Below are 14,043 nucleotides of genomic sequence, written 5' to 3'. Positions count from 1 at the left end.
AAGATGGCCGTCCCTATTGGGGCGGCCATTTATTTGCGATAGGGTTGGGAAAATGCCGCTTGCACGGGCGCTCGAACGACACTCAAATGGAGTTCAAATGAAACATCTTCAATACGTCGTGAATCCCAGGGCTTTCTGGAGCCGGTACAATACATCCTTGAACCAGACAGAGCGCTCATGATATGCACTGAAGTCCAGGCTGAACTCAGCCCCTTCGTTGTACCAGATCCGGCCAAAGTAGTGGTCCAGCTCCTGGGTCAGTCTGCTGCCCTTCGGCGCGGCTATCCAGAGATCATTCTCGAGATTCAGATCATTCAGATTGCGGGCTGTAAAGTTCGCTGAGCCGCCCATGATGATGCTGGGGCCCTTTGGCTTGGCGATATAGAGCAGCTTCGTATGGTACTGCTCTTTCGTAGTGTTATACCAGCGAATCTGCATATTCTGACCAGACCGCCCCAGCAGCTCTTCCGCCACCGGACGGTTGGGAAGTCCGATCTTCTCCTGACCGAATGCATTCTGGTTCGGATCGAGGATCAACCGGATCTGAACTCCGCGATGTCCGGCCTCGACCAGCTCCTTCATGACCTGCGTATCCGCCAGGTAGAACATTCCCATCCACAAGGTATCTCCTTTGTTCGTCTCCTTAATCGACTGGAGCAGATACTTATAAATCTTCCCCTCGGTCAGATATCGGATCTGCAGGGGGGCTGAAGCAGCTTCGGATGAACCAGCCGGCTTGTCGGAAGGCTTGGCCGAAGAAGAAGAGCCGTTCCATTTCGGCAGAGTCCCTCCGCCGGAGAAGTCAGCTACGGCTTGTTCGCTAGCGAGGATATCCCGGGTAATATCTCCGCGTACTTCAAAAGCGATATTGGAGTGCAGTGCACTGGCATTGTGCACGTTGCCCGAGGAGATCAGCGCACTGTTCTCGGTAGCGATAACTTTTCGGTGGTTGGCCTTCACATTAAGTAATTTCAGATACGAACGCGCTGTTATATCAGGTGCATCCGAAGCCATAAGATTCGGAATCCAGCCTGTGCCCGACTGTCCGAACCACTGGAAGAACGTCCGCCATACAGCCGAATAGGCCGGGGTCGAGTCCCTCAGCGGATTAACATCTGTAATAATGACCTGAGCCCCAGCCTGCTTAAGCTGCTCGAACAGGGGGTTAGGGGCGGAGTCATAATTCGTATTGATCTCGTCCGTCACGAATACGATTTTGAGCTGGGGATATTTCTTTTTCTGTGCCAGCAGCCTGCGGGTCATTTCTCCGCTCACATCGGGATAGCTCTGACCTTTATGTACATAATCATTGAACAGGAACAGATCGAGCACTACATATTCACGGGCTTCGCCAATCATCTGAAGCATCCGGTCAACGATATGCCGCTCCTGGCGGACGCCGCCCTTACCGTCCGGGTAGGTCAGATCATAGAAGAAATCCACATTGTCTACGCTGTATAGGGGGCTCTCATAAGAAGTTCCCGCGGGAAGGGGCTTATGAGTCTGATAGATCATCACGGCGGCCAGCCATGCAATGAGCACTACAAGAGCGATAAGGAAACCCCTGAAAAAGCGTCTTTTCCCGGAACGACGGGGTGGTGGGGTATGCTGTTTGAATATAGACGCCATAGTCCTCTTCCTCCTCTTCTGCTTATTATTTCCTATTAACGTAATTGCAGTACTGTTGAAGCAATCCAACAGTTGGAAAACAGGCTCTATCCGCAGCCGAAATAATAATATGTTGCCCTGACGCTCTCTGGGTGTATAATGAATGTACTTTTTTTGTACAATGTTTGGTATGCTGGAACAAGAAGAAGGACAGTCACGGAAAAAGAACCAGAGTGGAGTGAAAGGGTTGTACTCGATCAAACAAGTATCAGCGATGCTGAATATTCCAACGGTTACGATTCGTGCATGGGAGAACCGCTATGAGGCGGTAATTCCCGAACGTACGGATGCGGGATACCGCTTATATACAGAAGAGAATGTGGAAGATTTGAAATGGCTTAAGGGGCAGGTTGAGGAGCAGGGGGCAAGTATTTCACAGGCCGTCAAAATGCTTAAAAGCCGCAAGAAAGAGCAGGATGAGGCCTCTATGCTGCTGCAGGAGCATCCCAAGGTAGGCGATCAGACGGCCTACGCCAAGATGGAGGAGCAGATCTATCAGGCGCTGCATTCCTTTCAGGGCGAGAGGGCGAACGCGCTGATCGATTTCGGCTTCTCTCTGTACGGCTATGATGCCATGTTCTACCATGTGCTGGTGCCCGTATTGATCAGGGTGGGAGATGCCTGGGAGCACGGGCGGGCGAGTGTCGCGCAGGAGCACTACATGACCCAGCTTATATCCCAGCGTTTTTTTCAATTCTTCCACCTGTTCCCCATCCATCATCTGATGCCCAAGGCACTGTCCTTCTGTCCGCCGGGCGAGCGGCATCAGGTAGGCCTCCTGCTGTTTTCTCTGTTCCTGCGCAAGCATGGCGTAGAGGTCCTCTATCTGGGTGCGGATACCCCGGAGGACGATTTGGTCCGGATTATCAGCAATCAGGACATTTCACTAGTCTGTCTGTCTCTGACGGATCCGTCTCTAATCGAAGAGACTGACGAGTTGGTCGGCCGTTTGAAGGCGGCTTGTCCCCATATCACGATGGCGCTTGGGGGCAAGGCTTATGAACGGGCACCCAAATGCAAGTATCCGGAGTCGGTTATTAAGCTGCCGGCCGAGGAATGGAAAGACTGGTTAGAGTCGCTGGTTCACAAGACATCTGAATAAACGCAAGCCTCCTTACCTGTTCATTGCCACTGTCACTTAGACAGAGGTACACATTCGGGTGTGGAGGCTTTTTTGCGTCCGCAAATTAGCCGCATATAAGAAGAAAGATTCATCATTTACAACGAGGTATAATATTTGTATGATATTTGTATAATCTTCGTCTAAAGAATAGACAGGAAAGAGGTGGCCGGGATATGGCCCATCACCCTATCGCAAGGCGTGCGGTCGTAGTAGGGGCCGGACCGGGAGGTCTTGCAGCTGCGATGCTGCTGGCGAGTCAAGGCTATGAAGTTGAGGTGCTGGAGAAGAACGACCGTGTCGGAGGCCGCTCGTCCAGGATTACGCTGGGAGAGTATCACTTCGATCGCGGAGCAACCTTCCTGATGATGCCGCACCTGTTAGAAGAATTATTTACCGCAGCGGGCCGCTCACTTGGTGACTACGTGGTCATGAAGGAGCTTAGCCCTTTGTACGCGCTGCATTTTGGAGATATGGTATTTACCCCTTCAGCCGATCCTGAGGCCACGGCAGCTTCCATTGCAGAGCTGTTCCCGGGAGAAGAAGCCGGTTATCGGCGGTTCATGAAGGAAGAAGAGATCAAATTTGGCCGCGTGATGCCGCTTCTTCAGAGGCCTTTTACTTCGCTAAGGGATTATTTCAAGGCAGATATATTCAAGGCGCTGCCGAGGCTGCATCTTACGGAGACAGTATATGACCGGCTGTCCCGGTATTTCCGGGATGAGCGGCTGAAGCTGTCGTTCACGTTCCAGGCCAAATACCTGGGCATGTCCCCTTGGGATTGCCCGGGAACGTTCACGATTCTCTCCTATCTGGAGCACCGCTATGGGCTGTTCCACCCGATCGGCGGGATCAATCAGGTATTCGAGGCGATGGCCGGGATTATCCGGGAATATGGCGGAAAGATCCGGCTGTCCACAGGAGTGAAGCGTGTAATCACCCGAAATGGGCGGGCCGAGGGCGTACTTCTGGACAGCGGAGAGACGATTCAGGCCGACCACGTCGTTCTGAATGCCGACTTTGCAGCTGCCATGAACCGCTTGTTCGAACCGGGAGAGCTTAAGAAATATACGCCGGATAAGCTCTCGCGCAAGTCGTACTCGCTGTCTACCTGCATGATGTACTTAGGCGTCGACGGGGAGATCCAGCTGCCGCACCACTCGGTGTATTTCGCAGACGACTACCGCCGGAATGTAGAGGATATTACACGCCGCAAGCAGCTATCGGGCGACTTCTCGCTGTATATCCACAATCCGTCCGTGCTTGATTCCACGCTTGCACCACCAGGCAAATCGTCGCTGTATGTACTGGTTCCGGTTCCGAACCTGACAGGGGACACCGATTGGTCCAAGGAAGGACCTGCTTACCGTGAATCCGTGCTGGAACGGCTGGAGAGGATTCCCCAGCTTGCCGGGATTAGGGAGAGAATCGAGCAGGAGTTATTCTTCACGCCCCAGGACTGGGAAGAGCAGCTTCATGTGTACCAGGGAGCTACCTTCAATCTGGCCCATTCGCTGAACCAGATGATGCTGCTGCGTCCGCACAACAAGTTCGAGGAAGCGGACGGGGTGTGGCTGGTTGGGGGAGGCACTCATCCGGGGAGCGGACTGCCGACTATTTTTGAATCCGCGAAGATCAGTGTCTCCATGCTGATGCAGCAGGATGAAGAGCTTAAGACGGCTGGGACCCGTACTCCTGCTCTATCCGGAAAAGGAAGCGCCTTATGAAGCGGATGAAGCGGGCAGCTGTGGTTGGCGGTGGAATTGGGGGATTGACCGCTGCCCTTATGCTGAACCGGCATGGTGTGGATGTGACGCTGTATGAGCAGAAGAAAGAGGTGGGTGGCCGCCTTGCCTTTGAGCAGGAGGGGGCCTACAGAATTGATCAGGGACCGACCATCGTTCTGCTGCCGGATATGCTTGGGTCGCTACTGGAGGAGGCCGGTGTCTCACGGAGCCGGATTACCCTGCTTCCATGCGAGCCCCTGTATGACATTCATTATGCCAGCGGCAGGATGCTGACGAAATACCGGGAGCGGGAGGCGATGAGCGCAGAGCTAGCGCGGGTCTTTCCGGGCGAAGAAGCAGGGTTTAACCGCTTCATGGACCGGATGGGGCAGCTCTATCCCGTAGGGAGAGCCTCGTTCCTGGAACGTTCCTTTCCCCGCCAGCGCGACTTCTTCACCCCGGACAATCTGCGGCTGATGTGGAGGCTTCGGGCGTACCAGAGCCTGCGGGCCTCTGCGTCCGGGTACTTTCGCACAAGCGAAGTCCAGGATGCCTTCTCGCTGCAGAGCCTGTATATCGGCGGGGCTCCGCATCAGACGCCCGGCATTTATACCATGCTGCCCTATGCGGAGCATGCCTTCGGGGTCTGGATGCTGAAGGGCGGGTACGCATCGCTGCCCGCCCTGCTCGAAGAGGAGCTCCGGGCACGGGGAGGAGCTGTGAAGCTTGGCAGCCGGATTGAGCGATTAGTCGTAAAAGAGGGTGTCTGCCGCGGCGTAGTAGTGGATGGAGAGCAGCAGGAATATGATGCTGTCCTCTACAACGGCGAATTTCCGGGGCTAGGGGCGCTGCTTGGAGAAGGCGAGACGACCTCCCGCAAGAGAATGTTCAAGCCCTCCTCCGGCTGTGTGCTGGTCTATCTGGGTGTTAAGCGCCGATGGGCTGAGCGGAGAGCACACCAGTTCTTCCTGCCGGAGTCCTTGATGAATAATATGTACGAGATCTTTAAGCAGGGACGTATTCCCAGTCATCCTTCTTATTATGTATTTAACCCGGCTGCGCTTGATGAAGAGGCAGCGCCGCCTGGGGAGAGTGTCCTCTATATGCTTATCCCGGTTCCTCCCGATCTGCCCGGACTGAACTGGTCCGAAGCGGCGGGGCCGCTCGTTGACCGGGTTCTGGAGAACGCGGAGCAGCGGGGCTTCCCGGGCCTGAGGCAGGCGATAGCCTGGCGCAGGGTCCGCACGCCGGAGGATGCCGCAGCAGACGGACTGTACGGGGGCGGCAGCTTCGGGATTGCTCCGGTACTTAGGCAATCCGGGGTCTACAGGCCGCAGCCTCAGCCCTACAGCATCCGTGGACTATACGCAGCGGGCGCTTCGATTCATCCAGGCGGCGGGGTTCCGATCGTCATGCAGGGAGCCAGAATGGCATCCGAGCAAATGTTAAAGGAGATGGGAATCGAATGGATACCCTAATGAAACAGTGTGAAGATCTGATGAGGGAGAGGTCCTCCTCATTCTATGAAGCCTTTAAGGGGCTGCCGAGTCCGCGCCGCGAGGCGGTGTTCACCATCTATGCGTTCTGCCGGATGATTGACGACAGTGTCGATGAACCGGAACACTCTCCTTATACCCTGGAGGAATTGAGAGTGCGGCTTATGAATTTGAGAAAGGCGGAAGGTCATTTTATCTGGCCGGCTCTGCGCTGGCTGTTCGCCTCTTTCCCAAGACTCACGAAGGAGCCGTTCCTGCGTCAGATGGAGGGGCAGCAGAGTGACTTGTCCTTTACCCACTATAATACGATGAAAGAATTGGAGCGTTATTGCTACCTGGTCGCCGGAACCGTAGGGGAGATGCTGCTGCCTGTACTGCGGGATACGGACGATGAGAACAACGAGGCGGTAAAAGAATCCGGTATCGCACTCGGCAAGGCGATGCAGATTGTGAACATCGTTAGAGATGTCGGAGAAGACCTCGCGCGCGGCCGGAGGTATATCCCGCTTGAGCTTATGGTTCGCCACGGCTACACCCAGGATGAGCTGCTGCGCGGCGAGATTAATGGAAAGTGGATCTCGCTGATTCTTGATCTGGAGCAGCTTGCGGCCAAGTGGCTGCAGGAGGGGATGGAGCGTCTGGACGCTTATCCGCCGGAAAGCGCATTTGCGGTGGAATTATCGGCAGTTCTATATGGAGCGATCCTGACCTCGGTCAAAAACAATGGGTTTGACGTGTTTCATAAGCGGGCTTTTGTGAAGGACAGGGTCAAATCCCAAATCTACCGCAGAGTGCAAATGAAGCATTTTGGAAGTTCACCGGCAGCCGGGCCGGATTATACGAGATACAACACTCAGAGGCAGGCGGGAGACATCGCCGGATGGCTGTGATTTCGCGGATCTTTTGGGTCTGGTACAGCGTAGGAGCCGTGCTTCTGATATTCACGGGGGTACCGGTAAGTTTGAAGTTCTCAAATGGACTGTTCCTGGTGCTATATGCAGGGTATGCCCTGAGCATCTTATACAAGGCTGAAGTCTATAACCAACTGTCCGACCGGTCAGTCATTAGGCGCAGACCCGTCTATCTCGGGCTTGCAGCCGTCTTGATCTGGCTCTGCGGTATGGCTGTGGAATGGATTGGGGTGAACAGCGGCTGGCTGTTCGGCAGTTACAGCTATTCAGATGTGCTGGGTCCGCTGGTTATGGGCGTTCCTGTGACTCTAGGTTTTGCCTGGATCGCCGTTGTCGTGAATGCATTCCTTATGAGTGGGCGCAGGCGCTCTGCGGGAAGCCCTTCCCGAGTGGCGAGAGCCGCCGAGACAGGGGCATGGGCCGTGCTGCTCGATCTGGTTCTGGATCCCGTTGCTCAGCAGAGCGGGTACTGGAACTGGTCATCCGCCGGAGGATTCTACGGAGTGCCATGGAGCAACTTCCTATGCTGGTTCGGGATTGGGGCGCTGCTGTCCTGTATCCTGCCGCAGGAGCCGCTTAGTCCCGCCCGAGTTCGGCAGGGCAAGCTTCTGTACCAGATGATTCTACTCCTGTTCGGCCTTGTGGCGCTCCGGCAGGACTTCTGGATCTGCACCGCAATTGCAGCAGCGGGAATACTGATGGCCGAGAGGAGCTGCCGTCATGCTCCAAGCTGACAAATCCGCCGCCTTTCAAAGACTATTTGACGGGTACAACCGCCACTATTTATTGAAAAAGCATTTCCGCTCCATCGCTCTGAGCGGTCAGCTCGATTATGCGGCTTCCGATTTGGAGCTGGAGCGCCCGGTTCTGTATATCATGAACCACAGCTCATGGTGGGATGGGCTCCTTGTCTACCACGCGATTCGCAGGCAGTCCGCCGGGAATCATTACATGATGATGGAGGAGGAACAGCTTCAGAAGTACCGCTTCTTCCGCAAGCTGGGGGCCTTCTCCATTAATAAGCTGAACCCCGGCTCGCTTAAGAGTACCTTAAGGTATACCGAGCAGCTGCTCCACAGCGGGGGCAGAGTCTGGATGTTCCCGCAGGGAGAGCTGCTGCCGCTCGAACAACGGCCGGTTGAATTCCGCCGCGGCGTTGGTTATTTGCTGCAGCGCTGTCCTGATACGGTCGTTATTCCGGTTACGCTGTATCATGGACTTTTCCTGGGGACGAAGCCGGATGCCTTCATGAAAGTGGGTATTCCCGTTACGGAGCCGTGGCACAGCATGGAGTCTTCCGCCGCTGCCGAGCTGCTCCGCAGCAGCCTGGAGACCCAGTTGAACCAGCACAAGGCGGAGATTCTGGAAGCTGGCGGAGAGACGCCAAGGGGATATGTCCCCTTGCTGAAGACCGGCCGGTCAACAAGCGAGATTTATGACGATGCCAGAAGAAGGGTGGGGCTGTAATGTACATACTATGGATGTCTCTGGCAGGTCTGTTGTCTGTCCAGCTAATCTTTGTATGCTGGAATACAGCCCAGCTTCCGAGGCTGCCACTGCGGAAGAATGATGCACGAGGGGCTGGGCTTGAAGTGCGAAAGGCTCAGCATAGGGAGATAGAGAAGGAGTTGGCCCCGGCGGAGGCTTGGCATACAGTGCCTAGGATCGGTTGTTCGGCAGATAGGGCTGGGCATGCACTAGAAGGAGCAGAGCTTGCAGCAGAGGCGGAACCTGGTCAGACTTCACAAGCTCCCGGCTCTCTTCATCCTCACATTTCCCTCCTTTCCCCGAATGTGCCGGTGATCTCCGTTTTGATACCTGCACGGAATGAGGAGAACAATCTGCCTGCTTGTCTATCCTCGGTTCTCGGCTGCCGAACCGGGGGCATGGAGCTGGAAGTGATCGTCCTTGACGACCGCTCCAGTGACGCCACAGGCAGGATCGCTGAAGCGGCAGCACGGCGGGACCCCCGGGTTCGTGTGATCCGGGGAGCAGATCGTCCGCCGGGGTGGATGGGCAAATCCTATGCCTGTCACCAATTGGCACAGGCCGCCGAAGGCACGTGGTGGCTGTTCCTCGACGCGGATGTGCGGCTGCGGCCTGATGCGCTGCAAGCAGTAATGGCCGAAGCGGACTTTCAAGGGCGCGGGCTGATCACCGGCTTTCCCCGCCAGGAGACCGGCACATGGCTGGAGCGGCTTGCCGTGCCGATGATGGCTCTGGTCATTGCCTGTCATCTCCCGATTCGTCTGGTTAGACAGAGCCGTGACCCCCGGTTCGTGGCGGCACACGGAGCTTTCATGTGCATTCACCAAGGCAGCTACACGGCTGCCGGAGGCCACGAAGGGATCGCGTCCTCCCTGCTGGACGATATGATGCTGGCCCGGCGGGTCAAGGAAGCTGGAGACCCCGTCCTGCTCTGCGCCATTCATGAGTACGCGGACATGAGAATGTATGACGGTGCACAGCAGGTCTGGAATGGGTACAAGAAGAACATCTACGAGGGTGTATCCCGCAGCGGGTACCTGCTTGGAAGCATTATGACAGGATACCTGCTGGGTTACGTACTTCCCGCTGTTATCCTGATTCTGTCGCTCATTCTTGGCTGGTGGGAGACGGCCGGACTTGCTGCAATCCCGGTCATTCTCGGGATGGGGATCAAGGCGGTTAGTGATGGCCGAAGCGGCAGGCCGATATGGGAAGGTATACTGATGCCCGCCAGCGCGGCAGCGTTCATCGCGATTGCGGCGGCTTCCTGGAGAGCGGGGAGCAGCGGTCAAGGCTATATATGGAAAGGCAGGCACTACTCATGACAAGGAGAGGGAAGGCACTGATTGTGGGAGCCGGATTTGGAGGATTATCCTGCGCGATTCGGCTCGCCTGTCAAGGTTATGAGGTAACTGTGCTGGAGCAGCAGGAGCAGGTTGGCGGCAAGCTGCAGCGGATCACAGCGGGGGAGTACCAGTTCGACCGCGGGCCCAGCACGATCACCATGCCGCAGATATTCAGGAATGTGTTCAGGCAGGCCGGCAAAAACATGGACGATTACGTAAAACTCTATCCGCTTGAACCGCGCACCCGAAACGTTTTTGCAGATGGAAATGTGGTGGATTTGACTTCAAATCAACAGGCCATGCAGGAGCAGATCGGGAGATTCAGTCCGCAGGACGCTCTTCGGTATATTGACTTTCTTCAGGAATCCAGGGAGCTGTATCGCTACGCCCAAGAGCGGTTTCTGAATAAACTTCCCTTGTCCTGGAAGGATAAGCTTACTCCCGATATGATCTTTGGGCTCCTTAGAGTCCGTCCGCAGCTGACGCTGCAGAAGCTGCTGCTTCGTTACTTCACCCACCCGAATACGCTCTCGATGTTTGGCCGTTATGCTACATATGTAGGCTCTTCTCCGTACCAAGCGCCTTCGATATTCGCCATGCTGGCCCATGTTGAGGCGGATCAGGGAATATTCGGCGTTCAAGGCGGGACGTATGAGCTTATTCGGGGATTCCGGCGGCTGGCTGAGGAGCTGGGTGTGCGGATTGAGCCGGGAACGCAGGTGACTAGCCTGAGAGTCAGCGGCGGACGTGCAGCGGGACTGGAGACGAACCGGGGTTTCTATGAAGCTCCGCTCGTTATTATGAATGGGGATCTGCTTAGCGCATCCGCGCAGCTGATCGCGGGCCGGGACCGGCCTTCTCTGTCTGACCGGAGGATTGCCGCCTATGAGCCCTCCTTATCCGGATTTGTCATCATGGCGGGCATTCCTGTAAAGTATGAGCAGCTGCTTCACCATACCGTATTCTTTCCGGCCGATTACCAGCGGGAGTTCAAGGATATATTTGAATACAAGCGGCCTCCATCGGACCCGGCCATTTATATATGCAACTCTTCTTATTCGGACGGATTTGGCGCGCCGGCAGGAGGCAGCAATCTGTTCATTTTGGCCAATGCGCCTTATCTGTCGGACAGCTGGGACTTTACTGTGGAGCAAGAAGCATACACCGAGTTCCTTCTGACCAAGCTTGATCGGCTCGGATTAACGGGAATACGGCAAGGCGATGTTCTGGAGACCTACACCCCGGCTGATCTGTCCGCGGATACGCATGCCTATCGGGGGGCCATCTATGGAATTTCTTCGAATAGTATGCGTCAGGCTTTCTTTCGCCCCCCTAACCGCAGCAGGGATATCCAGGGACTTTGGTTCGCGGGCGGCACGACACACCCAGGCGGAGGGACTCCCATGGTCACCTTGTCTGGGCAGCTGGTGGCAGACTACATTGCAAAAGAGACACGGTGAGCCATAAATACACAGGCTGAGGATGTAGATTAGGTAGTTCTTTATAGGTGAATTATAATAGCAATCACACACGGATATGTTATGCTGCGATATAGACAAGTAATGAACGGCAGCAGCCGGTAGGAGGCGCGGATGAAAGAACGTTTTAGCGTACGGGGCGGACGGAGAAGAAGGAGTCTGGCGGGCAGGGGGACGAGCGCAGCCAGGCTGACCAATCAACCAGATAGGATGGACAAGCCGAGCATGGCTGACATAGGACATAATGCAGATAGGGAAAAGACGCCGGGAATGCAGAATATGGCGGACCTGCCGGATATGAGGGATGAGCCGAACATGGTCAGCCTAGAGGTAGACGGGACGTCTGCAGGCGGCAGTCAAGTGCAGCAATCGGCCTTTACTGAAGATAACACGACAGGTGCAGCCCTATCTCTGACCTCCGGCCGCAAAACCGAGCATATACGCATCTGCCTGGAGGAAGAAGTCAATGCCGCCGGCTTAACCAGCGGCTTCAATCAGTACGTTTTCCGGCATAATGCACTCCCGGAGATCGACTTCGACAAGATTAGCCTGAGAACCCGCTTTCTGGAGCGGGGCCTGAGAACCCCGCTGCTCATAAGCTCAATGACAGGCGGAAGCGAGACAGCCGGTCGCATCAATGAACGGCTGGCCGAAGCCGCAGAGCGCCGGGGATGGGCCATGGGCGTCGGCTCGGTCCGGGCGGCCGTAGAGCATGGGGAGCTGTCGGCGACGTTTGCCTTACGGCATAAGGCACCTACGATTCCGATCATCGCCAACCTTGGTGCCGTGCAGCTGAATTACAGTTTTGGCCTGGATGACTGCCGGAGGGCCGTAGAGATTGCGGAGGCGGACATGCTCGTCCTTCATCTGAATGGACTGCAGGAAGTATTCCAGCCCGAAGGCAATACGGCCTTTGGCGGGTTATTGCAGCGGATTGAGCAGCTGTGCAGGAATCTTAATGTACCTGTAGGGGTAAAAGAAGTCGGCTGGGGCATCGATGCTGACACCGCCGTCCGGCTGCATGAGGCCGGCGCTGCGTTCATCGATGTGGCCGGCGCTGGCGGCACCTCGTGGAGCCAGGTGGAGAAATTCCGCAGCAGCGATCCGGTTCGCCGCCTTGCCGCTGAGGCCTTCGCCGGCTGGGGAATCCCGACGACGGAGTGTATCCGGGCGGTGCGCACGGCGCTTCCCGGATGTGCTCTCATCGGCAGCGGCGGGCTGCACACGGGCGTGGATGCCGCCAAGGCCCTTGCGCTTGGCGCGGACATGGCCGGCTTTGGCCGGGCGCTTCTGGGTCCGGCGGTCCATTCCGAGCAGCAGCTTGATGAGGTGCTCAGCCAGGTGGAGTTCGAACTGCGGACCGCAATGTTCGGAATCGGCGCAGCCGATATTGCTGCGCTTAAGACAACGGGGCGGCTGATTCGCAAGTAGGACGGGGTTTTCCCGATAGGCCAATCCTTCGCGGATTGGTTTTTTTCTTGTTGAAGACATCTCTCCTGCGGGGTCCGGCAGATTATCCCTAAGGAGCGGGTTATGGCGATCTGAGGTTTTTTCAGCGGCTATCCTTGAAATATTTCCGGGGTATATGTACTATGGTTGAAGAAGACTGAGCAATTACAATAATGAGGAGTTGTCATAGATATGGCTTTAAAAGCAGGAATCGTGGGTCTGCCGAATGTCGGCAAATCGACACTGTTCAATGCGATCACGCAGGCAGGTGCCGAATCCGCGAACTATCCGTTCTGCACCATCGATCCGAACGTAGGCGTAGTCGAAGTGCCTGACGAGCGGCTCGACAAGCTGACCGAGCTCGTGGTGCCGAACCGCACCGTGCCTACGGCGTTCGAATTCGTAGATATCGCCGGGCTTGTGCGCGGCGCCAGCAAAGGGGAAGGCCTTGGCAACAAGTTCCTTGCTCACATCCGTGAAGTGGATGCGATTGTGCATGTTGTGCGCTGCTTCGAGGATGAGAACATTACCCATGTGGACGGCAAAATCAACCCGATCAGCGACATCCAGACGATTAACCTGGAGCTGATTCTGGCTGATCTGGACAGCGTGGAGAAGAAGATTGAACGCTCCCGCAAAAATATGAAGGGCGGCAACAAGCAGTACGCCCAAGAAGTTGAAGTGCTTGAGCGCGTCAAAGAAGCGCTCTATAACGATATGCCTGCCCGCAGCATCGAGCTGTCGGATGACGAGAAAGCGATCGTGCGCGATCTGCATCTGCTGACATTGAAGCCGGTTCTCTATGCGGCTAACGTTAGTGAAGATGGAGTTACAGAAGCGGACAGCAACCCGTTCGTACAGCAGGTAAGAGAATTTGCCGCTGCCGAGAACGCGGAAGTGGTGCCGATCAGTGCGAAGGTAGAAGCGGAGATTGCCGAGCTTGAAGGCGAAGACAAAGCGATGTTCCTGGAGGAGCTGGGCCTTGATGCCTCCGGTCTGGATCGCCTGATTCAAGCGGCCTATCGTCTGCTCGGACTCTACACTTACTTCACCGCCGGTGTTCAGGAGGTTCGTGCCTGGACCATCCGCAAAGGAACCAAAGCTCCGGGAGCAGCGGGAGTTATTCACTCCGACTTCGAGCGCGGATTCATCCGGGCCGAGGTAGTCTCCTACAATGACCTGGTTGCCGCAGGCTCCATGAACGTAGCCAAAGAGCGCGGTCAGCTTCGTCTTGAAGGCAAAGAGTATGTCGTACAGGACGGCGATGTGATGCATTTCCGTTTCAACGTATAGGTCTTATTTATTTAAGAGCATGAAGCTAACAGCCCCGCCCGTTTCATGGTCAAGCGCCTCTTGCAGA

General features: G+C 55.8%; 11 protein-coding genes. 10 read left to right on the top strand and 1 reads right to left on the bottom strand.

Annotation, left to right across the window (positions count from 1 at the left end):
• Positions 1 to 108: 108 nt before the first annotated feature.
• The gene (locus ACEN86_RS18580; RefSeq protein ID WP_495631959.1) at positions 109 to 1,629 is read right to left on the bottom strand and encodes a phospholipase D family protein; all 1,521 of its coding nucleotides are present in this window, start codon (positions 1,627 to 1,629) and stop codon (positions 109 to 111) included.
• Positions 1,630 to 1,855: 226 nt separating this feature from the next.
• Here ACEN86_RS18580 and ACEN86_RS18575 point away from each other — a divergent pair, with 226 nt between their 5' ends.
• The 10 genes from ACEN86_RS18575 (at position 1,856) to ychF (ending at position 13,976) form a co-directional block, all read left to right on the top strand.
• Positions 1,856 to 2,770 (top strand): MerR family transcriptional regulator, encoded by a 915-nt coding sequence (locus ACEN86_RS18575; RefSeq protein ID WP_495631958.1) that lies wholly within the window; start codon positions 1,856 to 1,858, stop codon positions 2,768 to 2,770.
• Between the two features lie 194 nt (positions 2,771 to 2,964).
• A complete protein-coding gene (locus ACEN86_RS18570) occupies positions 2,965 to 4,515 on the top strand; it encodes a phytoene desaturase family protein (RefSeq protein WP_495631957.1) in 1,551 nt (516 codons plus the stop codon).
• Entirely contained in the window at positions 4,512 to 5,993 is a 1,482-nt protein-coding gene (locus ACEN86_RS18565) for a phytoene desaturase family protein (RefSeq protein ID WP_495631956.1), read from the top strand. The genes ACEN86_RS18570 and ACEN86_RS18565 overlap by 4 nt, the downstream gene beginning before the upstream one ends.
• Entirely contained in the window at positions 5,981 to 6,901 is a 921-nt protein-coding gene (locus ACEN86_RS18560) for a phytoene/squalene synthase family protein (RefSeq protein ID WP_495631955.1), read from the top strand. Before ACEN86_RS18565 ends, ACEN86_RS18560 begins: the two co-directional genes overlap by 13 nt.
• Complete coding sequence (locus ACEN86_RS18555) at positions 6,892 to 7,656, top strand: carotenoid biosynthesis protein (protein ID WP_495631954.1); 765 nt, start codon at positions 6,892 to 6,894, stop codon at positions 7,654 to 7,656. Before ACEN86_RS18560 ends, ACEN86_RS18555 begins: the two co-directional genes overlap by 10 nt.
• Positions 7,643 to 8,389, top strand: coding sequence for a lysophospholipid acyltransferase family protein (locus ACEN86_RS18550; RefSeq protein WP_495631953.1), 747 nt, complete (start codon positions 7,643 to 7,645; stop codon positions 8,387 to 8,389). Before ACEN86_RS18555 ends, ACEN86_RS18550 begins: the two co-directional genes overlap by 14 nt.
• Positions 8,389 to 9,735: a glycosyltransferase family 2 protein gene (locus tag ACEN86_RS18545; RefSeq protein WP_495631952.1), complete on the top strand. Its 1,347-nt coding sequence runs from the start codon at positions 8,389 to 8,391 to the stop codon at positions 9,733 to 9,735. Before ACEN86_RS18550 ends, ACEN86_RS18545 begins: the two co-directional genes overlap by 1 nt.
• Positions 9,732 to 11,216 (top strand): phytoene desaturase family protein, encoded by a 1,485-nt coding sequence (locus ACEN86_RS18540; protein WP_495634350.1) that lies wholly within the window; start codon positions 9,732 to 9,734, stop codon positions 11,214 to 11,216. Before ACEN86_RS18545 ends, ACEN86_RS18540 begins: the two co-directional genes overlap by 4 nt.
• A gap of 378 nt (positions 11,217 to 11,594) precedes the next feature.
• Complete coding sequence (gene fni, locus ACEN86_RS18535) at positions 11,595 to 12,665, top strand: type 2 isopentenyl-diphosphate Delta-isomerase (RefSeq protein ID WP_495634349.1); 1,071 nt, start codon at positions 11,595 to 11,597, stop codon at positions 12,663 to 12,665.
• A gap of 210 nt (positions 12,666 to 12,875) precedes the next feature.
• Positions 12,876 to 13,976, top strand: coding sequence for a redox-regulated ATPase YchF (gene ychF, locus ACEN86_RS18530; protein WP_127198444.1), 1,101 nt, complete (start codon positions 12,876 to 12,878; stop codon positions 13,974 to 13,976).
• The last annotated feature ends 67 nt before the right edge of the window (positions 13,977 to 14,043 follow it).

This window comes from Paenibacillus sp. Paensp111 (genome assembly GCF_059492195.1).
This window is presented reverse-complemented; position numbering and strand designations above follow the sequence as displayed.